This window comes from Coleofasciculus sp., assembly GCF_046539235.1.
Taxonomy (GTDB): domain Bacteria; phylum Cyanobacteriota; class Cyanobacteriia; order Cyanobacteriales; family Coleofasciculaceae; genus Coleofasciculus.
Genome location: NZ_JBKHHI010000009.1, coordinates 17,620 through 42,737 on the forward strand (window position 1 = coordinate 17,620; position 25,118 = coordinate 42,737).

General features: G+C 46.1%; 22 protein-coding genes and 1 tRNA gene. 16 read left to right on the forward strand and 7 right to left on the reverse strand.

The genetic code is table 11. From position 1 onward, the window contains the following. The first annotated feature begins 1 nt into the window (after position 1). The 8 genes from ACLFWI_RS02150 to ACLFWI_RS02185 all read left to right on the forward strand — a co-directional run bounded on the left by ACLFWI_RS02150 (position 2) and on the right by ACLFWI_RS02185 (position 10,474). Entirely contained in the window at positions 2-772 is a 771-nt protein-coding gene (locus ACLFWI_RS02150) for a hypothetical protein (protein ID WP_446411534.1), read from the forward strand. Positions 773-837: 65 nt separating this feature from the next. Continuing rightward, positions 838-1,752, forward strand: coding sequence for a histone deacetylase family protein (locus tag ACLFWI_RS02155; RefSeq protein ID WP_446411535.1), 915 nt, complete (start codon positions 838-840; stop codon positions 1,750-1,752). A 209-nt stretch (positions 1,753-1,961) separates the two neighbouring features. Next, positions 1,962-3,107, forward strand: coding sequence for a glutamate--cysteine ligase (gene gshA, locus ACLFWI_RS02160; protein WP_446411536.1), 1,146 nt, complete (start codon positions 1,962-1,964; stop codon positions 3,105-3,107). Positions 3,108-3,286: 179 nt separating this feature from the next. Continuing rightward, on the forward strand, positions 3,287-3,748 hold the full coding sequence (locus tag ACLFWI_RS02165) for a tRNA (cytidine(34)-2'-O)-methyltransferase (RefSeq protein ID WP_446411537.1): 462 nt from the start codon (positions 3,287-3,289) through the stop codon (positions 3,746-3,748). A 993-nt stretch (positions 3,749-4,741) separates the two neighbouring features. Beyond that, the gene (locus ACLFWI_RS02170; protein WP_446411538.1) at positions 4,742-7,369 is read left to right on the forward strand and encodes a peptidoglycan DD-metalloendopeptidase family protein; all 2,628 of its coding nucleotides are present in this window, start codon (positions 4,742-4,744) and stop codon (positions 7,367-7,369) included. A gap of 284 nt (positions 7,370-7,653) precedes the next feature. Next, positions 7,654-7,726 (forward strand) — tRNA-Met (locus ACLFWI_RS02175). Between the two features lie 469 nt (positions 7,727-8,195). Continuing rightward, positions 8,196-8,369 (forward strand): hypothetical protein, encoded by a 174-nt coding sequence (locus ACLFWI_RS02180; protein WP_446406293.1) that lies wholly within the window; start codon positions 8,196-8,198, stop codon positions 8,367-8,369. A gap of 308 nt (positions 8,370-8,677) precedes the next feature. Next, positions 8,678-10,474, forward strand: coding sequence for an iron uptake porin (locus ACLFWI_RS02185; RefSeq protein ID WP_446411539.1), 1,797 nt, complete (start codon positions 8,678-8,680; stop codon positions 10,472-10,474). A 103-nt stretch (positions 10,475-10,577) separates the two neighbouring features. On the opposite strand, the gene ACLFWI_RS02190 is transcribed toward ACLFWI_RS02185, so the two are convergent. From ACLFWI_RS02190 to ACLFWI_RS02200, 3 genes are all read right to left on the reverse strand, one after another. Further along, positions 10,578-11,498 carry an SPFH domain-containing protein gene (locus ACLFWI_RS02190; protein ID WP_446411540.1) on the reverse strand — a complete coding sequence of 307 codons (921 nt, stop codon included), beginning with the start codon at positions 11,496-11,498 and terminating at the stop codon, positions 10,578-10,580. Positions 11,499-11,644: 146 nt separating this feature from the next. Next, a complete protein-coding gene (locus tag ACLFWI_RS02195) occupies positions 11,645-11,920 on the reverse strand; it encodes a hypothetical protein (protein WP_446411541.1) in 276 nt (91 codons plus the stop codon). A 344-nt stretch (positions 11,921-12,264) separates the two neighbouring features. Further along, on the reverse strand, positions 12,265-12,519 hold the full coding sequence (locus ACLFWI_RS02200; protein WP_446406289.1) for a hypothetical protein: 255 nt from the start codon (positions 12,517-12,519) through the stop codon (positions 12,265-12,267). A gap of 289 nt (positions 12,520-12,808) precedes the next feature. Between ACLFWI_RS02200 and ACLFWI_RS02205 the strand changes: the two genes are divergently transcribed. Further along, on the forward strand, positions 12,809-13,417 hold the full coding sequence (locus ACLFWI_RS02205; protein WP_446411552.1) for a cupin: 609 nt from the start codon (positions 12,809-12,811) through the stop codon (positions 13,415-13,417). A gap of 52 nt (positions 13,418-13,469) precedes the next feature. Here the strand turns inward: ACLFWI_RS02205 and ACLFWI_RS02210 are convergent, their stop codons facing one another. Then, positions 13,470-13,958, reverse strand: a complete 489-nt coding sequence (locus ACLFWI_RS02210) for a sensor histidine kinase (protein WP_446411542.1) — start codon at positions 13,956-13,958, stop codon at positions 13,470-13,472. Between the two features lie 745 nt (positions 13,959-14,703). Between ACLFWI_RS02210 and priA the strand changes: the two genes are divergently transcribed. After that, the gene (gene priA / locus ACLFWI_RS02215; protein WP_446411543.1) at positions 14,704-17,211 is read left to right on the forward strand and encodes a primosomal protein N'; all 2,508 of its coding nucleotides are present in this window, start codon (positions 14,704-14,706) and stop codon (positions 17,209-17,211) included. Positions 17,212-17,558: 347 nt separating this feature from the next. Here priA and ACLFWI_RS02220 read toward each other — a convergent pair whose 3' ends face one another. Both ACLFWI_RS02220 and ACLFWI_RS02225 read right to left on the reverse strand, forming a co-directional pair. Then, a complete protein-coding gene (locus ACLFWI_RS02220) occupies positions 17,559-18,587 on the reverse strand; it encodes a hypothetical protein (RefSeq protein ID WP_446411544.1) in 1,029 nt (342 codons plus the stop codon). 318 nt (positions 18,588-18,905) lie between these two features. Beyond that, on the reverse strand, positions 18,906-19,814 hold the full coding sequence (locus ACLFWI_RS02225; protein ID WP_446411545.1) for an alpha/beta fold hydrolase: 909 nt from the start codon (positions 19,812-19,814) through the stop codon (positions 18,906-18,908). A gap of 202 nt (positions 19,815-20,016) precedes the next feature. On the opposite strand from ACLFWI_RS02225, the gene speB reads away from it, so the two are divergent. From speB to ACLFWI_RS02255, 6 genes are all read left to right on the forward strand, one after another. Then, on the forward strand, positions 20,017-20,925 hold the full coding sequence (gene speB, locus ACLFWI_RS02230) for an agmatinase (RefSeq protein ID WP_446411546.1): 909 nt from the start codon (positions 20,017-20,019) through the stop codon (positions 20,923-20,925). Positions 20,926-21,024: 99 nt separating this feature from the next. Then, the gene (locus ACLFWI_RS02235; RefSeq protein ID WP_446411547.1) at positions 21,025-21,579 is read left to right on the forward strand and encodes a thioredoxin family protein; all 555 of its coding nucleotides are present in this window, start codon (positions 21,025-21,027) and stop codon (positions 21,577-21,579) included. 21 nt (positions 21,580-21,600) lie between these two features. Then, positions 21,601-21,744, forward strand: a complete 144-nt coding sequence (locus ACLFWI_RS02240) for a hypothetical protein (RefSeq protein WP_446411548.1) — start codon at positions 21,601-21,603, stop codon at positions 21,742-21,744. Further along, positions 21,735-22,463 (forward strand): UMP kinase, encoded by a 729-nt coding sequence (gene pyrH, locus ACLFWI_RS02245; RefSeq protein ID WP_446411549.1) that lies wholly within the window; start codon positions 21,735-21,737, stop codon positions 22,461-22,463. Before ACLFWI_RS02240 ends, pyrH begins: the two co-directional genes overlap by 10 nt. Then, positions 22,450-22,998, forward strand: a complete 549-nt coding sequence (gene frr, locus ACLFWI_RS02250) for a ribosome recycling factor (protein ID WP_446411550.1) — start codon at positions 22,450-22,452, stop codon at positions 22,996-22,998. The genes pyrH and frr overlap by 14 nt, the downstream gene beginning before the upstream one ends. Before the next feature lie 245 nt (positions 22,999-23,243). Further along, the gene (locus ACLFWI_RS02255) at positions 23,244-24,368 is read left to right on the forward strand and encodes a geranylgeranyl reductase family protein (RefSeq protein WP_446411551.1); all 1,125 of its coding nucleotides are present in this window, start codon (positions 23,244-23,246) and stop codon (positions 24,366-24,368) included. 311 nt (positions 24,369-24,679) lie between these two features. Here the strand turns inward: ACLFWI_RS02255 and ACLFWI_RS02260 are convergent, their stop codons facing one another. Beyond that, complete coding sequence (locus tag ACLFWI_RS02260) at positions 24,680-24,880, reverse strand: hypothetical protein (protein ID WP_446377270.1); 201 nt, start codon at positions 24,878-24,880, stop codon at positions 24,680-24,682. Positions 24,881-25,118 lie beyond the last annotated feature (238 nt).

Consider the following 25,118-nt stretch of genomic DNA (forward strand, 5'->3'; position numbering starts at 1 on the left):
TGTGGCAGTAAATGAAAAAGCTATATGCGAGTTTCTCTTCTCAAATATAGGACATATAAATCTCAAACACATTGGTATACTTCAAAAAATAGGAATTCCTGACAAAAACTATCATGGTTATCGTCTAGCAGAATCTCTAAGTGATATATCGACTCTATCAACAACAGATTCGAGGAAAAAAGCAGATATTTATCTGAATAGTAAAGGGGTTTCTCTCAAACAAGCCGGGAGTTCATTTTCATTTAATCGCTTACAGAGAGCTAATCTGATTCAAGTCTATTCACGGTTAGGATTAGCTGCTCCTCAGACAATCTTAACTCAGCTTGATCAAGAAATTCACCGATTCCATCAAGGACTCCTTTCAAGCAGAGATCGCCCTTGGCATAATTTTTTCTCAGAAAATGATTTCAAAACACTTTTAAAATTTTTGATGATGTTAGGGAGTCCTAATTTAGGGATGTCACAACACCCAGCCGAATTAATTTTAGAAGCGCCAGCAACTCAGATCAGTCGAGATACTATCAAAATTTATTCTTTTGATGAGTATTTCAATTGTTACAAGGAAAGGTTACACATAGCCATCAGGCGACAATGGATAGGACAAACAAGTAAGAGCGAACATGGGAGAGCAATCAGTCTTGCCAAAAAGCCAGATAACGTGCCTTGGGTTTTTGACGACGTAGTTGGAACTCCAAGAGGAGGATGGAGAAATGATATTGATGAAGCTGATAGGAAAACTGTCTATTTTTTAATGATTGAAAAGAAAAAATAGGTGGCGCGATAAAAATATAACGCTTAACAATGACAATAGTTCATGACTGACTATTGACTACCGTCATGAACCTGCCAATCGTCTATCATCCCGACTACGTTACCCCCCTTCCACCGGGACATCGCTTTCCCATGTCCAAATTCGGCAAACTCTGTGAACTCCTCCTCGCCGATACTATTGTCACTCCTGAACAAATCCACACTCCCAACCCCCCACCCAGGGAATGGATTCAACTGATCCACACCCCTGACTACATCCACGCCTACTGTAACGGTACACTTGACCCGAAAGCCCAGCGCCGGATTGGATTACCCTGGAGTCCCGGCTTGGTGACGCGAACCTGTACGGCGGTTGGCGGGACAATCCTGACGGCTCAACTTGCCCTGAGTCATGGTATTGCTTGTAATACGGCGGGAGGAACTCATCATGCGTTTCCCAGCTACGGATCAGGCTTTTGTATCTTTAATGATCTCGCGATCGCGACTCGTGTCCTCCAGACTCTGGGATTAGTCCAAAAAATCCTAATTCTTGACCTCGATGTTCATCAAGGAGATGGTACGGCGTTTATTTTCCAAAATGACCCCACTGTGTTTACCTTCTCCATGCACTGTCAGGTCAATTTCCCCGCCACTAAACAAAAAAGTGATCTTGACATTCCCCTCCCGGTGGGTATGGATGATGATGCTTACCTACAAACCTTAGCCCACTATCTCCCCGATATCCTTTCTGACTTCCAGCCTGACTTAGTTCTCTATGATGCTGGAGTAGATACCCACGCCTGCGATCGCTTTGGTAAGCTAGCCTTAACCGATACGGGAATTTACCGCCGTGAAATGCAGGTACTCAGCACCTGTATCGCCGCAGGCTACCCTGTCGCTACGGTGATTGGAGGCGGCTATGGAAATGACATGAAGGCATTAATCTACCGTCACTCTCTCCTCCATCGTGCAGCTAATGATGTTTATCGTCATCAGACGTAGACGTAGGGTGGGCATTGCCCACCTTAAATACGGTTAATGATGTTTATCATCATCGGGTGTGAACAGAACAGGGAATGGAAGCTTTGACATCGATAGGACGCAAATTGGAGGTTCTGGCGTTACCTGTAGGGGCACGGCATTGCCGTGCCCCTACCTACTGATACACTTGAAGAGTTAAGAGGTTGCTCTACCCAGCTCGAGGAGATACTGTGCTGCTATCGAAAGGCTTTGAAATTGAAATGTATACTGGCACTCCCCAAGGGGAAATAGTCGGTCTTTCTGATCGGATTGTGGCATCCTTGGATGGCTTCATGCGGGAACCCGATACCCGCAATGTCGAATATACCACCGCTCCTTTATGCTGCTATGATCGCCTCTTATGCGCTTTGGTCCGTCCGCGCCAGCAACTCCGCGCTTATCTGAAAACCTTGGGAAACTACACCCTGATTCCCGGCAGTACCCTTTCTCTAGGGGGGAGCGATCGCTTCTACCGCTCCGACCCGCAAAACCCTTATCATGACTACATTGAGCAAACCTATGGCAGTAATGTGGTCACCGCCAGTGTTCATATCAATGTGGGCATTTCTGACCCAGAACTGCTGATGCAAGCCTGCCGTTTGGTACGGGTAGAAGCCCCCTTATACCTGGCGTTAAGTGCATCATCTCCCTTTCTCGACGGACAAGCTACAGGATATCACTCCACGCGCTGGGCGATTTTTCCCCAAACGCCGTCTCAGGTTCCCCTATTTGAAAGCCATGCTCATTTTATTGAGTGGACAGAAGCCCAACTCGAAGCCGGAACCATGTGTAACGTGCGCCATCTTTGGTCATCGGTTCGTCCCAATGGTAATCGACGCCCCTATGATTTAAATCGTCTGGAATTGAGAATTTGTGATTTAATGGTTGATCCGATTGCCCTGCTGGCGGTAACTGCCTTACTGGAAGCCCGTTTAACCCAGCTTTTAAATGATCCGAGTCTTGACCCTCTCTACGGGAATCACGTATCAACTCGCGCTGCTGACTTGGTCGCCCTAACTGAAGCTAACGAAATGGCGGCTGCCCATTCTAGCTTAGATGCCCAACTCACCCATTGGCAGGATGGCAGAACGATTTCGGCACGGGAATGGATTGATGAACTGTATCAGGAGGTTTTACCTATTGCCAAAGCTAAAGGCTTCAGTTGCTTCCTCTCGCCCCTGAAAAAGATTCTCCGCCAAGGGAATACAGCCGGACAGTGGTTACAACTGCAATCTGTCGGCTTTGACACGCAGCAAATTCTCAACAGAGCCATTCAAGACATGACGGAACAAGAAAACGAACTTGAAGATAAGTTGTGTCAGGCTTTGGTGGCTTAATAACCAGGAGGGATGATTTGTCAAGACTGTTCGGGCGAAAAATTAAAATATCTAATCAGGTTCTCCCCAAAAGCTGATATTAAAAAAACATATACTATCACAATTTCCAATGGGTCTAATCCAATTCATTCAGTCTGCCTGAATGTTTAGGGTAGGATTGAAAAGAGGTTTGAGGTTTTATGCTTAGGCTTGTCTTAGTTTGCCCCCAAATTCCGCCCAATACAGGCAATGTCGCCCGTACCTGTGCCGCTACCGACACGGAGTTACACCTAGTTGGACCCTTAGGATTTGAAATTAGCGATCGCTACCTCAAGCGAGCCGGACTTGACTATTGGCCCTATGTCAAGTTTCACTACCATGAAACCTTGGAGGCATTTAATCAGGTTTCCCAAAAGCTGGGAGGGCGATGGATTGGTTTCAGCACTTCTGGGCAATACAGTTATGTTCAATTCCAATTTCAACCCAATGACTGGCTGTTATTTGGCAGCGAAACTCAAGGGCTATCCCCATCCGTTTTAAACCGTTGTGGCGCAACTGTGGTTATTCCCATGACAAACAGGAGTGTTCGCAGTTTAAATCTTTCCGTCAGCGCGGCTTTGGGTTTGTTTGAAGCACGGCGTCAATTGGGATACCTGATCTAGGAAGACCATTCCCTGATAACGTTCAAGTATTTAAAACGAAGAAACTTCCACCTTCAGCAGCCGCTAATTCCTGAGATTTGGCTTGACCTGAAGCATTTAAACGTACAACAAGATACTACATTTATGTATACTGCCGTATATATAACTTTATTTAATCGGAGCAAGGTTTAATTAAAATTAATTAAAATTTAACAAGTTCCCCCTTTGTGCAGATGGCATGTTCTTGATTTATCTCTGCTAAAAAATTAATGACGCTGAATTCAGCTATCTAGAATACGGAAAAGCCACTCCTTTGATAAGAAATTTATATACAGAAGAGTCCTGCCCAATCGAGGCGGATTGATAGATTTTAATCATCCCAAGTCGGTTAACTCAGGAGCCTCAAACCCTATCTCCGCAAGAGTAAGCGCGATTTTAGCAGAGGGGAAGTCACCGACAACAGTGTTCCTAACCCAGGAAAGCTTGGGTAGACTGTACGGTTGTTCTTTACCAAAAATTCACGTAAAGTGCCGTCTGTAATCGTTAACTGCTAAACTATCGGTTGCTAGACTATGAGCTTGAGCTCTATACAGTTGCTAAATCCTGGGATCACCGGATAGTCTGGAAGGCTGAGAAACCAACAAACCGATTTTAGAGTTCGGTTTGAAACTCTAGCCCTCTTCCGGAGAAAAGCCTGTCAAGTCTGTATGTTCTATGCACAACCCTTGGCAAAAACCGCCCGACTATCAACCGTGTCTCGTTTATCAAGTATGAAAATATATTCGTCCAGAGACAGCGAGTTATGGCTTCATAAAGGGTGAATCGAGCGGTGATCGTCAACAACTAGAAATTTATCCAGTCAGATTAGCTTGTCTAAATCAAAAAAGCAGGGTACTCTTGCCTAAGTATGTTCACTGTCCGTGATCTAAATCACATTTTAGGGTGAGATCCCTCATTGACTGGGAAAACCATTTAGGAACTGTTAAGTGCTCGTCACACACTAGGAGGTCGTTTTTGAAACGGACATTTACGCAGAAGGTTAAACAGGTTCCTTCGTGTGCAGCCAACTCCGCCCACTCCTTTGAGGCTTTGTTAAAGCTTTCTGGGGAGAAGCCGCCAGTCGGCGCAACCATTCCGACCGAAGGCAACCGCAGAGCTAGGACTTCTGCTGCCATGATTGGATTGGCAATTTCCATGGGAGCTTCCAGCTTGTTGTTACCCCAACAAGGTGATGAAGCCTTAGCCTTGGAACCCATTGCCTCTGAGCCAACGCTGACAACTTTGCCTGTTGGCGTGTCAACGCCTGCGTCTGTGCCAACAGAAAGCGAACCAGACGTTGCCACTCTCTCGAAACCGCCGCAAGCTACACCAGCTCCAACCCCAGCCCAATCGCCAGCCCAATCAACACCGGTCGTACAACACAATGTACAGCAAGGGCAAACGCTATGGGAGGTTTCGCAAACCTATAAAGTAGCTCCAGAAGCGATCGCGGCGTCGAATGCTGTCCAACCCAACGCCAATCTTGCAGTTGGACAGCAGCTAAAAATCCCGACTGTGAACGGTATCGTTCACGAGGCTAAACCGGGGGAAACGGTCGAATCCGTATCCAAATCTTACGGAGTCGAGCCAAATCAGTTACGGAACTCTACCGAGATATCCGCATCCGGTCAGCTTAAAACGGGTGAATCGGTAACCGTTCCGGGTCAGGTCGATGACCTGCTCAAGGCGAGACAAGATGTTGCTGTTGATCATTTAAAACACAAACGGAACCGCTTAAATAACAGTCTGGCGGAGTTGAGGTCTGAGGAGTCCATCAACCAAACAGCAACAGCAGCGACGCCATCCGCGTCAGCAACCCGTCTCCCAGGGGCAGAACAGAAACCCACTACCCCAGGGTCAGCCGCGACGAATCCTAACAGTCCTATTGGTATCCCAGTTCCCACTCCGGAAATTGCGGCATCACCGACAGTAGACTCAACGGCGGTCAATCAATCTCAATCTCCCGTCGTTATTCCCGTTCCAACACCAGAAATTGCCGCCTCACCGACGGTGGACTCCCTAGGGGTCAATTCATACCAGTCACCCGTGGTGATTCCGGTTCCCACTCCAGACTCCGAAGCCGCCTCAGGTTCCAAGTCCAAAGCGGCTAGCTCATCAGAGTCCTCCGTGGTGGTTCCAGTTCCCACTCCAGACACAGCCGCATCTCTGGCGATTGAGGAAAATACACCGAAGCCATCACAGTCATCCGTGATGATTCCGGTTCCTACCCCAAGTCCAGACCATTTGACCTCACAAGAGGTATCGGAAGACCAAAAACCGATCACCTTTCCCAATTCAAAGCTGGAACCCATCACGACGCCAGAAATCACGGCTCAACCCCCAACACCGCAGCCCGTGGTGATGGAAACGGTGGTAGCCAATAGAGAGGCGACGAATACTTACGAGGTAAAAGCAGGAGATACGGTAGACGCGATCGCACGTCGCTATGGTTTATCCCGTTCTGAATTAATTCAAGCGAACGGCTTAAATAATCCCAATCTGATTCGGGTCAATCAACAACTCACCATTCCCACGCCGCCATCGGCTGAGTCATCCGAGCAAAGAGTAACGTTTTTACCGGGTATTAAGGAGCAATCAAACAATTCAGTTACTCGCTCAGTACAACCGGACGTTGAAGCACCCAGAGTCATTGTTCCCACCACAGCAACACCCGCCTCACCGATTACCCCAACAGTACCAACATCTCAACCGCTAACCGCTTCATCAACTGTTCTTGCTCAATCCTCTGTTGGTGAAAATGCCCCAACCAATACCCCGATCGCGTTAGAGGCGAAACGGAATCAGCCCGCTAATGCCGGGGACAACCCCTACGTTGAACGTTTGAGGGCGGATATTCTGAGAATGCGGGCAGAATATCGCCGTCAGCAAACCACGGGTCAGACCAGTTCACCGAGGGAAGTGGTGGTTCCATCTGCGCCAGTTGCGCCGAGTGTAGCTGAGCAATCAACACCCGTTAGGGTCAATCCGGAATTCAATCCGCCGCGGTATGAACAGGAAACTCAAGCCACTTCAGTTCCCATCGCCGTACCGCCACCTGCGGCCACCCCATCTGAACCGAAGGAGCAGGTTGTAGCCGCCGCCCCAGCCCCACCAGCAAGTTATAACCCGATGCTGCAAACCCCGGTTGGGACAACGGTTGCACCTCAATTGCCTCCTCTGTCCCCTGCGGATATGTACTTGCCGGACAGCCCTGCCCCATTTAATGGCTATATTTGGCCCAGCAAGGGGGTTTTAACCTCTGGCTACGGGATGCGTTGGGGACGCATGCACAAGGGGATTGATATTGCAGCTCCGATCGGTACACCTATTGTGGCAGCTGCTTCTGGTGTTGTCGTCACCGCGGGTTGGAATTCCGGTGGCTACGGCAAATTGGTGGAAATCAAACATCCCGATGGCAGCTTGACCCTCTATGCCCACAACAATCGAATTTTGGTGCGTCGCGGTCAAGAGGTTGACCAAGGGCAACAAATTGCGGAAATGGGTAGTACGGGTTACAGTACTGGTCCCCACTTGCACTTTGAGGTTCATCCACCTGGACGCGGAGCCGTTAATCCAATGGCTTTTCTACCCAAGAATCGGTAGTTGATTCTCCCAGCCACACAAGTGTGTAGAGGCGTTGCCTGCAATGCCTCTTCTGGCTGGACACAGTTCAAATGGTGGACAATAGATTGTAGGCAACCTAATCTAGGGCTTTAGCCCTGACTACGAACCAAGTCTTTCGGGATCGGCGAAACCCTGGATATACCGTAGGGTGGACAGTGCCCACCAGCATACCAGTCAGTGGCATTCATCTTGGATAGATGTTGGCAAAAATGCTTGTGTTCACGTAAGCTTTATGCTAAATTAGGGAGGCTGTGAAAAAAAACGGCTCAGTAGCTCAGTGGTTAGAGCAGGGGACTCATAAGCCCAAGGTCGTTGGTTCAAATCCGACCTGAGCCATTTGTTAGAAACCTTATAGAGTAAGCTTTTCGGGGGAATAGCCTTGGTTACGGTGGGGTTGTTCTACCGAATTTTTATGAATTGACTATTGACTTTGACTATGAATCGACTCTGATTAGAGCTTAGGTGTTCATAGCCGTAGTTACAGTATTTTATCGATTTGACTATTGGGTTTGAGTTAAATGACTGAAAGTCCTATCCTAAAAGATTTTCAGCCATCGATTATCTATTACTTAACCGTAACGACTCATCACTACCCGGCAAAAAAAGGACTTGGTTGCCCTTACTTGGTGCTATTCTAGATATTGCCTGTGTCACCCTGAGTCTTTGCCTTGAATGCTGAGAGGTTGGTCTTTTTTTTGTCATTAGGTACACTTAGTAACCCTCACCAAGTCCATAAAATCAAGACTCTGAGCAGGATATAGCCTACTCAGGGTATTCTTATGGGGTGTCTAAGTCCTATTTTCCCATGCCTATTGACCGCCAGAAAAACAAGCAACTCAAGGTGACGATACCAAATGACCTTCACAGGAAGCTGAAAATTATCTCTGAAAAAATAGGTATTCCGATGGCTCAGATGCTATTGCAGTCAGCAGTAGAAAAGTATAGAGAGGAGTTGAAGGAACTTGAGCAAGAAGAATAAAGCAATTATCTCCTAACTTGCTGATAATTTAGCAAAATAACTCCTATAGCTTTATTGGTTATAGGATTTTTTAAACCTCTCAACCTGCACTGATGGAGCTTGATTTGCATTAAACGGATGTATTTAATTCGATTTTTGCATAGAAACATGATACTTTGCATCAATCAATACAAAAAAAGCGGATAGCGCCGATAAGGTTAACCTGAGATTAACCAAGACAGGATAAAACCTCTGGAAGAAGCAATTCCAGGGACAGTTTTCCTGTTGACGAATCTCCCAAAAAACTCTATTTGGTGTGAGAGACGAACGTGAATCAAGCTAAAGTTTCTAGGATTGCCTTACTTAATGTTCCGACAATTTTAGGGATAACAATTTGGCTGTCTACCGCCGCGATCGCAGGTGAACCAACCCCATCAACCCAAAGTATCACGGATCATAATACCCAACAGCCAAGTTCAATTGCCCAAACGCCCCTGAATCTAAATATTCCGGTTCCAGATGCGGCGCTGGAGACGGATGATACATTAAACCCATCAGCGACACCGGAAACCCCTGTACCCTTCCTAGGATTGGACGCTAGGGAAAATCAGGGAATGGAACAAATAACCAACGTTTCCCAACTGCGAGATGTTTCTCCTGGAGACTGGGCGTATGAAGCCTTGCGATCGCTAGTTGAACGGTATGGCTGTATTGCTGGATATCCTGATGGCACATTTCGGGGTAATCGGGCGATGACGCGCTATGAATTTGCCGCCGGATTAAATGCTTGTTTACAGCAAATTGAGCGTTTAATTGGCAACGTTCCCGATAACATTGAAGAATTGCCCACTCTACGACGTTTAATTGAAGAATTTGAAGCAGAACTTGCCACCTTAGGAGCGCGGGTTGATAATTTAGAAGGTCGAGTGGCGTTTTTAGAAGACAATCAATTTTCCACAACCACAAAACTATCAGGGGAAGTTATCTTTGGTTTGGCTGATGCGTTTGGGGATGAAGTTGGTGATGATGTAAATACCGTTTTTCATGATCGCGTTCGCCTCAACTTCCTGACTAGCTTTACAGGCAAAGATATGCTGCAAACTCGTCTCCAGGCGGGTAATGCAACCCCATTACTAGCAAGAGGTGGTGTAACTTTTGATGATGGATCAGGGTTTAGTCAAGAAGGGCGCTTTACCTACGATGGGGATAACGGCAATAATGTGATTATCGACATCTTGCGCTATCGCTTTCCCCTGGGAGACAAAGCCACAGTGCAAATAGTGGCAAACAATGGCTTACACCACTACTACGTGGATACCGTTAACCCCTTCTTAGAAGGTTTAGCCGGGGGTTCTAATGCTATTTCTCGCTTCGCTGAACGGAATCCCATCTACCGAATTGGACCCTTTGGCGCCGGGGCTGCGATCGCGCTGAAACCCAGTGATAATATTAGAGTAGATTTGGGCTACATTTCCAACACCGCCAGTAATCCTGGAGAGGATAATGGCTTGTTCAACGGGAATTATTCCGGAATTGCCCAAATCGTTTATGGCAGTCGGTTTAAAATTGGATTAACCTACGTCCATGCTTATGACGATGGCAGTTTTAATGATGGAGATGATGCCAGACGCTTTCTGTTAGGCGGAACAGGTACAGCCTTTGCTAATCTCAATCCGGCTCAATTAGCAAATGTAACCAATTTGTCAGCCGATACACTCAGCACTCCAGTTGTCAGCAACTCTTACGGAATAGAAGCCTCCCTCAGATTTAGTCCTAGCTTTTTGGTTAATGGCTGGGTTGGTAAAACTGATGCCCGTTTAATTGGATTAGGCGATGCTGATATTTGGAATTTTGCCTTAGGTTTAGTTTTCCCCGACTTAGGGAAAGAGGGAAGCTTTGCCGCCGTTGTTGCGGGTGCAGAACCGACACTGAGAGGATTAGACGTTCCCGGAGGAACTAACGACTTTAATCGAGACTTTGCTTATCACATCGAAGGGTTCTACAAATATCAAGTGAGCGATAATCTCTCGATTACACCGGGTATCATTTGGTTAACCTCTCCTAACCAAAATTCAGATAACAGCGATGTGGTTATTGGCACGGTAAGAACCACCTTTACTTTTTAAAAAAGAGTCGCGACGTCTTAAAGAAGACAGGCTCTAAATGTAGGGTGGGCATTGCCCACCTACAGTTTCAGTTTTACAGAAAGGACAAAGGACAAATGACCAATCACTTCTTCGCTGTACTCGCCGACGGTAGCGAATGACCCGCATTCGGATCGAAGGAAGGAAATGGTGCCGTTCCACCTAAATACGTGGGTAAAATTCCATCCCATTTCTTAATCATTTCCTCTTGTAATTCTAACTCTCGCAAACGAATCGTTAAAGGGGAAACGGTTGAAGCTTTAATCCGAGACGCTTCAGCTTCTCCCCTCGCTTCAGCAATTTTCCGCTTAGATTCCGCTTCTGCAACTTCAAGCTGTGCTTTGGCGGCTACGGCTTGCTGTTCAGCTTGGAAACGAGCGGTTATTTGGGCTTCAATGGACTCGTCAAATCGAGGCTTACTGACAAAACCCACAGAATCAAACGTAACGCCAACAGCACCAAATTTATTGTTCAAGCAAGTTTGGACATCTTTGAGTAATTGTGCCTGCTTGTTTCCCACAATTTCTTCAGGTTTCAAGCCAGTAGCTGACTGGTTAAAACAATTACGGGTTTCGCTGCGAACTAAAGTGGCTTTAAACTGTTCCGGATCTTTCAGATACTTCCCGTAAAAGTCTTTAATTTTCTGGGTGTTGAAAAAATACGACAGGGAGACATCCGCATTAACCGTTGTACCACCGACACCAAAGCTGATGCTTTCATCAACTGGAGAGCCTTCTTCCGTTGAAGCCGTTAAGATATAATACTGAACGTGGTCTGGAAAAACGACGATTTCTTCAGTGTAGCCATTATACCAAACCTTTCCTGTACTAATCGTTGCATTTTGGACGCCACGATTTTCACCATAAAGCTCGACTTTTAGTCCGACATAGCCAGCAGGTATCCGCTTAACACTGCTTCCAGGAACCGCACCACAACCCGATGCAATAATTGCTAAAGCAGCCGTTATTCCAGTAAGGTTAAAGGAACGACGATGTAGATTTTTCATGGTCTTTAAGAGTGAGTAAACGTATCTGAAGTGCCAATCCTATTCAGCACAATCTTTGGGAGGTTACAAGACAATAGTTAAATCATGCCATTCTATGTGTCTCTACATATCGTGCAACTGATGAAGAGATAAAATTGCTAATTTCTTCAGTTGACATCCAAAAGTTCAACCAAGGAAATATCACAATCTGGGAAAGCTTCTTTTATCTGCTTGTGTCGAACTTGAGCATTATGAAGTCTTGCGGCGACATGACTGACAGAAACTCCCGGTACAACAAGTAATCCGACGACGTAATAACTGACGCCTAACCAAACTTTTTGATCACTGGGAGAACTAACTAGATTCGCGGCATTACCTAAAATCCAAAAACAGAAGATAAGTTCGAGTGTTCCTATTGCTATCCACTTTGTTAGGGTTTTCATGAGTTTTGAGGAAGATAATCAATTCTAGTATTCGCCTAAAGTAACAGCGGTTATGCTGTCCTCTTGAACAACCAGAAACAATGTTTAATGTAATTCTTATCTCAATTATCTCTACTCATTCATACACAACGAACAGATGTGTATGAACACTCACAAGTTGGTATTGCGTCCACAGGCGTGTATCGGTATATTCCCCATGCTTCACCTCAAATGTCACAGGATGGATGTTAGGGAATAGGCAACAGGGAATTCTAGAAAGAGTAGGGGGACGACATGTCGTCCCCCTACAGATGGTGGTTCAATGGTAAAGCAAGCCTAACGGAAGTCGTCAATCTAAATGCTGATTAATTCGTCTTGCCCGCGCAGGGATTTTCTTTCGCGGCACAAGGATTAGCCTTACTCGCACAAGGGTTCTCTTTCGCAGCACAAGGATTAGCCTTACCCGCACAAGGGTTCTCTTTACCCGCACAAGGATTCGCTTGAGTTTCCGTCCCGCCTTCGGGTCCAGGTTTAGCGGCACAGGGGTTACCACAGCCCGTTGCTAGCCCCAGACCTAGAATAGAGGCAATGGTAAGTGTGGCAATGTAGTTAACTTTCATTCTCTTCTGGCTTCTGTGATATAAGGATTACTACGTCATCGCCCGGAAGTTTGCCTGGGCTTAGCCAATACTTAATCTCACAAAGCTTAAGTTACCCTTAAAAATAGCTTGGGATTTGCTGAGACTGTGGTCAAAGGTGGCTGGTCGGATTAGGGAGGTTTAGGACAAACCTACATTTTCTCAGGAAAAACTCAGGTTTTCTCTTAATGGATTTGTCAAAATTGACAGTATGGTGAAACCTGAACAAAAAATAATTGCCGCTGATTATACTCTAATTGTAAAATAAATGATGCAAAGTAGTGATTGGTTAGTAACAGATAATGGAGACTGTCTAGCTTGTAATGTCCAAGAAAGTGAAACATCTACAGGATATTATCGACTTTATCGCTTTCTCACCGATGTAGAAGATATTCTCGAATCCATGAAAGATGATCGCCAACGCCTAGAACAAATTCGCCCCTTAGTCCGCCGTTTACTGACAAGTTCCTACTGGCTACAGGGTGAATATCGCGAACCGAATCCCGATACAGGCTGGTCTGTTTTGATGCTGTATGATGAACCAGAGTTTCCCTTAACCGTGCAGACTGTGGTTTGGTTACCCGGACGAGTCTCTCCGATTCATAATCATGCGGCTTGGGGAGTGGTGGCGTTAATCAGTGGTGAAGAAAAAAATACATTTTGGCGCCGGACGAGGGATTCAGAATCTCGCGATCGCATCGAAAAGGTAGGTGAACAGGTTCTGGTTCCTGGCGATATTATCAGCTTTATGCCTGATGGGATTCACCATGTAGAAGTAATGGGAGAGGAACCGACGATTACATTTAATCTTTATGGAAAAACAGATTATGATAAACGATTTGAATTCGATCCGATTACCCACACAGCTAAAAACTTCTAATTTCCTTAGCTTATATTAATAGAAAACCTAATTGAATGATGCATAAGAAAATCTACGTTGTGGACTCAATTGAACTCAGGATTCTAGTTTTATACGGTTCAGTGCGAGATACTTGACAACCTTTATTAGTTGGAACAACGGGAAGTTCAATATTAAACTCTGTTCCTTTTCCCAGTTCAGAAATGCACTCGATAGTTCCCCCATGATTCTGAACAATAATTTTTTCGCTAATAGCCAACCCTAATCCTGTGCCTCTCCCGATAGGTTTAGTGGTGAAAAAGGGTTCAAATATTCTTGCTTTAACGTCCGCTGGCATACCTGAACCATTGTCAATAAGCCGTATCATTACGGATTGATTTGATGTCATTTCTGTGTAAATTGTAATAATTCCAGGAGTTATCTGATTGTGCAGAACATCAATCGCATTACTCAAAAGGTTCATAAATACCTGATTAATTTGCCCTCCGTGACACTCCACTAAAGGTAATTCGCCATACTGCTTAACGACTTTAATCTGAGAACATGTATTATTGAATGGCACGAATGGATTGAATTTTTTTCTGGTGCTTTATGAATTTTTCCACCATGGATAAATTGCCTCCGCATGATTGTCTCTAATTAATGAAATGCGTGGTTGGGTTGGGGTTAATGTCTAAAAAAGCAAATTTTCTATAAGTGTGGCTATTGATAGGATCTGTTTGGCTTTAATTCTGGGAAAATGTATTGATTTATCCAAAATAAATCTCAATTAGAACTGGGCGAGTAACATCCGCATTATAGCCCAGGCATAAGGTTTACCAATCAATATTATGCATTTAATGCAATCAAAAAATTGGTTACGGCATAAAAAAGAGAGGATTAATTCTTAATCAAAGGAAGGCTAAGACGTTTGCGGAAATCTTTTCGTCCCTCAACGGCACGACTGACAAAGGGGACATTTTGTCAAGAGAAGGAGCAGATTATGAATTGGCTGAGATTTTGGCAAAACTGGATCTACAATATACGTTCTCTAAAATTTGGCTGGTGATTACCGATGAAACCGCCAAGTTCTAATGGTGTCGCGTTTAGGGAGGATTTCTGGATTTGCCCCATCCACACGAGGATAGGAGTTCCGAGCAAGAGATAAGTTTTACTAATTATTGAGGTTAGCGTTTATCTTTGAAGTTAATGAGTCAGAGGACTTAAAAAGACGCGCCATGGCACGTCTGTACATGAGAACCGCTAACTGAGGTTACTGATATCAATGTTCCCCCAGTTGCTGTGAGCAGAATTTAGAGGTTATCGCTGTGTCTGATTCCCCGACAAGTTTAATTGTGGCAGAACCGAAAGCAACCTATCAATCCGGTGGTGATCAGAGTCGCTGGGTGGAGACGCTGGTGGATTGTCCGGGACTCGAGGGACTGTTGACGTATCGCATCCCGGCGGATTTGTCCGTTAAACCGGGGGATATTTTAACAGTGCCATTGAATAACCGGCAGGTGGGTGCGATCGCAATTCGGTTACTGGCTTCTCCCCCTGCTGATGTGCCATTGGCGAAAATCCGGGAGGTAGAGGATGTCATCTGTACGGGGTTTTTTGAGAACTCCTATTGGCGAGTATTGGAACGAGTGGCGCAGTATTATTGCACACCCCTGATATCTGTGGTTCGGGGGGCGTTACCGCCGGGATTGTTGATGCGATCGCAACGGCGAGTTCGTCTGCATCGAGAGGCGATTCCTGATGGTGCAGATACGTTTGTCGGTCAAACGGCGCGTCGGATTTTAGCACTCCTAGACGCCCAACCGGACGGAGATTACAGCGTAGCCTATCTACAACGCCAGGTGAAAGGGGCGCGTCGCGGGGTAAAAGATTTACTTAAACGTGGCTGGGTGGAAAGTTATTTGAAACCGCCCCAACCGTCTCGCCCGAAGCTGAAGAAAGCTGTCACTCTAGTCGCGGATCGCTTTGAACCTGATGTCACCGAACGACAACGGGAAGTGCTAGACGTACTGCGGCGTCGGGGTGGGGATATGTGGCTGAATGAGTTGTTGCAAGTCTGTCATGCTACGTCTTCTATTGTTAACAAGCTGGCAGAAAAAGGGTATGTGGTGGTTGAGTTGCGGGAAATTCTCAGAACCTTGGATCAGCCGAATGTGGCAGATGATCGCCCCAAGGTGTTGACAGATACGCAAACTCATGCATTAAAAAAAATTCAGAGTTTGGATGGGTATAATCAAGTCCTATTACATGGGGTAACTGGATCGGGGAAAACCGAAGTTTATCTGCAAGCGATCGCGCCGTTGTTAAGGGCGGGAAAATCAGCGCTGGTGTTAGTTCCAGAGATTGGGCTAACCCCGCAACTCACCGACCGATTTCGCGCCCGCTTTGGTAAAAAGGTGAATGTGTATCACAGTGGGTTATCCCATGGGGAACGTTATGATACCTGGCGACAAGTCCTAAGTGGAGACCCCCAGGTCGTCATTGGGACGCGATCGGCTGTTTTTGTGCCGTTACCCAAATTGGGTCTAATTATATTAGATGAAGAACACGACTCCAGTTTCAAGCAAGACAGTCTTCCTCCCACCTATCATGCTCGTACTGTAGCCCAGTGGCGAGCGGAATTGGCAAATTGTCCTCTGGTTTTGGGTTCAGCCACTCCTTCTTTGGAAACCTGGGTTACTGTCAATGGTCAACAAGCCAATTTCAACACAGACGCACCATATAAAACCTATTACCTTTCATTACCCGAACGCATCCAATCCCGCCCCTTACCTCCTGTGGAAATCGTGGATATGAGACAGGAGTTAAAGCAGGGGAATCGTTCTATTTTTAGCCGTTCTCTCCAAGATGAGTTACAGCAGTTGCAAAAAAAGCAGCGACAGGGGATTTTATTTATTCCCCGTCGTGGACATAGTACCTTTGTCTCCTGTCGCAGTTGCGGCTATGTGATTGAATGTCCGGACTGTGATGTTTCCTTGTCCTATCACTATGCTTATGAGGGGGCAAATCAACTCTTACGTTGTCACTATTGCAACTACACAACCGCCCATCCTAATAATTGTCCCGAATGTGGTTCACCTTACCTCAAGTTTTTTGGTAGTGGCACACAACGGGTGGAACAGGAGTTGGCTAAGGCGTTTCCTGATTTACGGGTAATTCGCTTTGATAGTGATACCACCCGTAAAAAGGGGGAGCATCGAACCCTGTTAACTCGTTTTGCTAATCGGGAAGCGGACTTATTAGTGGGGACGCAAATGTTAACTAAGGGGTTAGACTTAGCGGGAGTCACCTTAGTCGGGGTTGTATCTGCTGATGGACTACTACACTTATCTGATTATCGGGCAGCAGAACGAGCATTTCAAAGCTTAACTCAAGTCGCAGGTCGGGCGGGTCGGGGGGATGAACCGGGTCAGGTGATTGTCCAAACTTATTCACCTCAACATCCGGTGATTCAAGCGGTGAAAACTCATGGGTATGAGGTGTTTACCGAGGCGGAATTAGCACAACGGGAATCGTTGAATTATCCTCCTTATGGACATCTGATTTTATTGCGATTGAGTGGGTTGGAGGAGATGGACGTTGAGAAGGCGGCGGAGACGTTAGCGGATTGGTTGAGTCAAGCGGGTTCCGGGTATGAGATATTAGGACCGGCGCCTGCGGGGATTATGCGAATCGCCCGTCGTTATCGGTGGCAGATTTTGCTCAAGTTTCCGCCAGATGTAGCGGTAGGATTACCGGATGTGGCGGCGTTGCAGCGGATTTGTCCGCCGGATGTGAGTTTGACGATTGATGTTGATCCATTGAATATAATGTAGGAGGTCATTTGTCCTTTGTCATTCGTCCTTTGCCCTTCTTAATTCAGCAAGCCCTAAATATTGTAGGGGCGACCCGCCGCACACCGCTAAAACCACCCACCGATTAATTTTATCGGGTCGCCCGACATCGGATATCGGTAATGATCTGACACCATGTATAGCAGTTCGCTCTCGTGTATTTACAGTACAAGTGTTCTAAAACCCTCCTGATAAGGTATACATCTCGCTTCGTGTAAATATACCAGCGCGAAGCGCTATAGCAATAAGAACTCTTCTGTCTTCTGCCTTTTGCGATAAGGTAGAAGTTGGCACTCCAGGTACGCAGAGGCATTTAAATAAAATGCCAACTACGCCGAATTTTCCAACACGGCAACGGGCAAAGCTTCAGGAAATACCTCAGGAGAAAACATTTCCCACAATACTTGGAAATAGGGTAAAACAAGCGAAATTTGCTGCTGAGAAAGACGTTTACCAAATTCCAATCCTAACAGATGAATCATTTGCCGAACTAATTCCCACCCTACGTTTAAAGTAGGGTAGAGCATGACACACAAGGGAAACAATTCCTGTTGGATGGGCGCAATACTTTTTTCCAGAACACAAAGCCACAGGTAAATCTGGAACATTTCCACATCTCGAATACTAGAAGATTTTACCGTAGAATCCACTAAGCTACCACTATGACAGTGATAGTTCGGATGTAAATCGCTAATTCGGGTGGCAATTTGTTGAGCAATCAATGCTTGATCCGGTAATATTTTCCTTAGAGAAACCAGCGCTAATGATTGATGATCATAGTTGGCGGCAGTTTTGTATAGTCGTTGTAAGGGCATATACAGACAATCATCAATCACCTGGAAATAAATACTCACTGTAGCTTGTTCTTGAGGTGACAGTGATTTCAGTAGCAACTGACCACTATAGTGAAACTGCATACTAACAAACGCAATCACTCTGGGATCAATGGCTGTATAATTGTGTCGAATGTGACCTAAATCTGATGATAAAAATAAACATAAACGTTCGGGGTTGACTTGATCGGCATAAGCCAGCAAGACTTTCTCATAGACTGAGTAGGTGTCTTTCGTAATTTGCCAAGGATCAATTAAGCGATAATTAATCCCTTGGCGTTTGATTTGTTGGCAGAGTAAGGCTTCGGTTTTTGTCCAAGCTTGAATCGTTACCGATCGCAAGGAATCAAGCAACCGCTGTGCTATAACGGCTCGTAATCCTGGAGAATTCGACTGCCACGTTTTGTCTGATGTACTGTGTTGTTGGACATACTTTTTTGCCCAGAGTTTGGATAGCTTTCTTGCAGTCGCGATCTTCGCCGTCTGCGACGGTTGAGAATTACCTCGCTGATCCTGTGTACTCATGACACACCCCTTGTCTAGAACGTCAATGCAGTCCGTAAAATGGCGGTAGCGATAAAGCCAACAGTAAAAAAAGGCTGGTTTGGTAGCTAATGTGACAATTTTTAATTAAGTCGGATGACTAAATCGGTGTTCTAGCACGCTGGCTCACCAATAGCTGTTTGTTCCTTGCTTTCCAATTCCCCAAATCTACTCACCAGTCAAAGGATAGTCTTTTTTGAAAAAATTCTCAATAGTTACTTTATTTAGGGGGGAGCAGGGAATGGGGGAGATGAGGAAACTAGGGCAACAAATGACAAATGACATAAACAAATGACGAAACTAAACTGAATGCTGTGCAATCCAATCCTGCAAAATGGGATTAACAACCTCAGGGGCTTCATCTTGGGGACAATGACCTAAACCGTCTAAGGGGACAAATTGTTCGACAGCGGGAAAATTGACCCATTCTTTTGCCTCCGCGATGGGTTCCCAAGGATCATCGGTTCCCCACAAAATCAGTGTGGGACACTGTAACCGGGGTAATAAGTCTTCGGCTAGAGGTCCTGCGGAATAGCGGGTAAATGCGATAAACACATCAGCCGCACCCACATCAGCCGCCGGTTTCATCAGCAAGTCGATTAATTCATCAGTCACTGCCTCGGATTTGCGATACGCTTGCAATAAAATTTTACGCACCACCTGTGGCTTCGCCAGTTGAGCAAAAAAGAGTTGTCCTACCCACTTAATCCCCAGTAACTGTTGTACCATGGGTGCACCGATGCGACGATGCCAAGGTAACGTCACTCGTTTGCGATCATGCAGCATCCGCAGGGAACAGTTGATCAGGGTAACGCCCAATACCATATCTGGACAATCCACAGCCGCTTGCATCGCTACAATACAGCCAATTGAATTCCCCACCAAAAACGCCGGAGTCTCTACGACTTCCCGGCAAAAATCAATGACTTGTTGTCCCCAGGTTTCAAAGGTATACTCTACTTCAAGTCCCGGCATCGGTTTGGCAGAGGCTCCAAAGCCAATTAAGTCAATGGCATAGCATCGACAGGATTCGGCTAATACGGGTAAATTCTTACGCCAATGTCCGCAAGACGCGCCAAAGCCATGCACCATTACAACTGATGGTCCAGAATTGCCGTGGACTTGATAGGCAATGGGAAAACCCCGCCATGTCCAGAGGTGAGTATCAAGTTCAGGGCGTTTGGGCAGAGTGGAGGAGGAAAAGGTCATGACGATTCCAAGAGTACAGGTTTACTGTTTATATTTTGTAATAAATTAACTCAGACCTTCTGGCGGAATATCTCTACTTCTTCTCCAGCACTAACCCCTATGACTAGACTGACGTTCTAGAGACGCGCTATGGCAGGTTTCTACACTCAACACTCTATCTTGTGTAAAAATTAACATTAAGAAATTCTTTGGTGCGTCCCCTATGTTGGTGCAAACGTCTGCTGCTGTTATCCCGTTCCTGGGATCGGAAATTCAGGCATCCTACAAAGCGTCACGAGTAGTTATTTTGCCGATTCCCTACGAGGCAACCACAACCTATCGTAAAGGCACAGAAAATGGACCCGATGCGCTCTTGGAGGCGTCAATCCAGCTCGAATACTACGATGATGAGTTGGAACGGGAAATTTGTAAAGACGCTAGGATTTATACACCTTCCGCGATCGCAGATACTAGAGGTGGACAACGGATTTCTGCCCAAACCATGCTGACAGATACTCGCGATACAGTATCTGGGCTTATCGATGATGGTAAATTTGTGATTGCGATTGGGGGTGAACATAGCATTACCACGGGAATTGTAGACGCCTACCGCCAAAGGAGTAGCGAACCCTTTACCATAGTGCAAATAGACGCCCACGCAGATTTACGCCACGAATACGAAGGCTCAATTTATAACCACGCCTGTGTGATGCGTCGGATTGTGGATATGGGACTACCGACATTACCCGTAGCCATTCGGAGTCTTTGTCAAGAAGAAGCGGACTTAATTAAACAAAAATCCATCCCCGTAATTTGGGCGCGACACATTGCCCAAAATCCCCACTGGATAGACGAAGCGATCGCGACTATCCCAACTGGACGAGTATTTATTACCATTGACTTAGATGGCATTGATCCGGCTTCAATACCAGGGGTTGGCACTCCCGAACCGGGTGGGTTGAATTGGTATGCACTCACAACCTTTTTGCGACGATTGTTTGAAACCCATCAGATCATCGGTTGCGATGTGATGGAGTTAGCCCCCGTGGTTGATTCAGTGGTCTCCCAATTTAGTGCCGCTAAACTGGTTTACAAACTCATCGGCTATCAAACTCTGGCACAAAGGTGGTAGCGATGGCTGAAATTCACTGCCAGATCCAGGATGATCGGCAAACGGGAACGGGAAAAAGGAAAGAACAAACACATTGTCAAACACACACCTTAACACGATATGAGTCTGAAGGAAAAACAAGGCACACCCATTGGCAGTTATGCTCCCGATTTTGAGCTTTTAGGCATTGATAAGGATGTTCACCACCTATCCCGGTATCTAGAAAAGTGGCGAGGAGTGGTAGTAATTTTCTTGAGTAATAACTGTCCTGACTCTGCCGCTTATGTAGACAGACTCAAACAACTGCAAACCCGATTTCGGGAACAGGGATTTATCCTGATTGGCATTAACTCCAATGATGCTAACCAATCTCCCGAAGATAGTTTTGGTCAGATGCAGCAGTTTGCGAGTAGTAGAGGGTTGAATTTTCCCTACCTGTGGGACCCAACTCAGGATGTGGCACAAGGATTTGGAGCTTCAAAAACCCCAGAAGCCTTTGTGATTGATGAACAGGGAGTCTTGCGCTACAGGGGTCAAATTGACGATAATAGCCAACATCCCGAAGCCGTCAACGAAGCTTACGTCAAGAATGCGATCGCCGCGTTACTGGCTGGGGAAACTATCTCACCCAAATCAACTCCCACCTTGGGTAGTCCCCTAGTATGGCGTCGCTAGGGAGCAATGTAGAGACTCCTCATGCTACGTCTGGGAGCAAAGAAGCAATTAAACGTTCGTCACGGTCACGGTCACGGTCACAGCACTCTGTCAGAATTATCGGTAGACTGTTATCGTATGGGCAAGGCAATAGTCAAGAAAGAAAGAGTCGTAGCATGGGGATGAAATACCGACGGGTTTTACTAAAAGTGAGCGGTGAAGCCTTGATGGGCAAACTGAGCTACGGCATTGATCCAGGAGTCGTTCAGGACATCGCTGCTGAAATAGCCGAAGTAGTGGCAAGTGGCATCCAAATGGCAATCGTCGTCGGTGGTGGCAACATTTTTCGCGGTTTGAAAGCGGCTGCAGGCGGAATGGATCGGGCAACGGGTGATTATATTGGTATGATTGCCACAGTCATGAATGCCATGACTCTACAAGATGCCTTAGAGCAAATGGGAATACCTACCCGTGTACAAACCGCGATCGCGATGCAAGAAGTGGCAGAACCCTATATCCGTCGCCGTGCCATTCGTCACCTAGAAAAAGGGCGAGTGGTCATTTTTGGCGCAGGTTCGGGGAATCCCTTTTTCACCACGGACACGACGGCAGCTTTACGAGCCGCCGAAATTGATGCGGAGGTGATCTTTAAAGCCACTAAAGTCGATGGGATTTATGATTGTGATCCCCAACTAAATCCTAAGGCTCGCCGTTATCATACGCTGTCCTATAACTACGTCCTCGCTCAAGATTTGCGGGTGATGGATAGTACGGCGATCGCCTTATGTAAGGAAAATAATATCCCAATTATGGTATTTGATTTGACAGGGCGGGGAAATATCCGCCGTGCTGTTCAAGGAGAATCTGTCGGAACAATTGTGGGAGGTTTTTGTGAAGTTAGCTGACGCTGAAAGCCAAATGAAGAAAGCCGTTGAAGCAACGCAACGGGCTTTTAATACCATTCGTACTGGTCGGGCGAATGCCAGTCTGTTGGATCGAGTGATGGTGGAATACTATGGTAGTCCTACCCCCCTGAAGTCTCTGGCAAGCATTAATACGCCAGATGCTACAACGATTACGATTCAACCCTATGACAAGAGTACGCTGACTCTGATTGAAAAATCGATTTCTTTATCGGATATCGGCTTAACTCCCAATAATGACGGTCAAGTCGTGCGATTGAATATTCCTCCCTTAACGAGTGAACGCCGCCAGGAATTTGTGAAGATGGCGGGTAAGTTAGCCGAGGAAGGGAAAGTCTCTATCCGAAATATTCGCCGTGATGCTGTTGACTCGGTTCGTAAACAGGAGAAAAATAGCGAAGTTTCTGAAGATGAGTCCCGTGATCTGCAAGACCAAATTCAGCAATTGACGGACAAGTACACGGCTAAAATTGATGAATTGTTAGTTGCTAAAGAGAAGGACATTACCACAGTTTAAAGATTAGGGCAACATCCGATTGGAGTAAAGTTGCAGCAGTAGTGCGGGCATCTTGCCCGCTTCCGCAGTCTGATGGGGAAGATGAGGGAGATAGGGAAGGAAAGGACAAATGACGAATGACAAATGACCAATGACCAATGACCAATTCCTCAGTTTCTTGGTAAACTATGTCAGGGGTTCAAACTTAAACTATTACAGTAATACCTCCTAACCGCATTCGTGAGTTTCTCAATCCATAAAGCCTAATGTTTGACTGCATTATCGTTGGGGCAGGTCCTGCAGGGGGAACCGCCGCCTATCACCTCGCCAAGCGAGGGCGTTCGGTACTGATTCTAGAAAAAGACTCGTTACCCCGATACAAGCCCTGTAGTGGTGGTGTGTCCCCAAGCGTGCAACAGTGGTTTGATTTTGATCTTGCACCTGCGATCGCTCTCAATGTAAGCCGAGTCCGCTACACCTGGCAAATGGATGATCCGGTGGAAGTCAATCTCAAAAAACAAAAACCTGTTTGGATGGTGCAGCGAGACGTTTTCGACCAGTTTTTGATTGAACAGGCAAAAGAGCAAGGCGCTCAACTGCAAGACCAAACCACTGTCACGGGTATTGAATTTAAAGGCGATCGCTGGCAGGTTAACACAACCAATGAACCGATGGCAGCCCGTTACCTGATTGCGGCGGATGGTGCTAACGGTTCTATGGCAAAATGGTTAGGCTTTAAAGATCGGCCCCTGCGGATGGCGGTGACGCTAGAAGCCCCTAATCCCGCCCCGACAAGCAGTGATCCAACAATCCATTTTGACTTTGGGCAAGTGAAAAATGGCTACATCTGGAATTTTCCCAAAACCGATAGCTATTCGGTTAGTGTGGGGACGTTTAAGGGGAATGACAAGCAGGATTTACAAAAGATAGGCACGAAGTATATTCAGCAACTCAATATTGATCCAAAACTCTGTCAGGTTCACAGTCATCCAATGTGTTTGTGGGATGGGAACCAAAAGTTACACGGGCAAAACTCGCTATTGGTTGGTGATACCGCTTGTTTGGCTGATCCGTTTACGGCTGAAGGTATTCGTCCCTCTATCTTTAGTGGTGTCAAAGCAGCAGAGGCAATTGATGCGGCTTTAGGCGGTCAAACCAACGCCCTAACCCAGTATACCCAGGTGATTCAGGATGAATGGGGTAACGAGATGGTTTGGGCGAAACGTTTAGCTGGAGCCTTCTATGGTTTTCCAAAAATCGGCTATAAGGTAGGCGTGAAGCGACCTTCAGCGACTCTGATTATGCTGCAAATTTTATGCGGGGAATTGAAGTATTCAGAGGTGGCAGGTTTGGCAATTAAACGTTTGAGTGGCGGATTCTTCTCACGTTAGGGTTGTCATTTGTCATTTGTCATTTGTCATACTCGCTTCCTTGAGAAGCAAGCTACGTCATTCGTCCTTCGTCATTTGTGGAGTTGGGTCAAGTTTAGTTAATTTCGTGGTTTGAGCTGAAGCATTATCGGTAAAACCACCCGTGTCAACTTAATATAAACCGTAGGGTGGGCATTGCCCACCAGCACCAAAAATCCCACGGTCAAGTGATCCGTGAGATTTCGTCACCTCGAAAAAGTTTTATGAGAAAAGTCCGGCTAAGTTATGCAAATCTCTATCTTGAGAGGCTGCATATCTTAGGAAGTGAAGCGTTAGCTTAGAGAAGCGCGACTGCGATCGTAGCTAGTCCGGAAACTAGAATTTGGTTTGCCTTGAATAGAATCCCAATGGCTGATGTTATCAACATCTAAACCGACTTCATTAGCTGCTCGATTGAGCATGGATTGTTGTCTGTTCTTGACGGCGTGATGATGACGCATCATTAAGGCTCTGGCTTGTTCTTGAGTAGACATTTGTTGATTCTCCGATTGCTTTAGTGAGATTTGATTGAGTTTTTTCTTCTTAAAACTTTAAAAGTTTAGCTTAGGGAAGCACGGCTGCGTCCGTAACTGGTACGGAAACCGGAATTGGGTTTGCCTTGAATTAAATCCCAATAGTTGACGTTATCAACATCGAAACCGACTTCATTAGCTGTCCGATTGAGCATGGATTGTTGCCTGTTCTTGACGGCGTGATGATGACGCATCATTA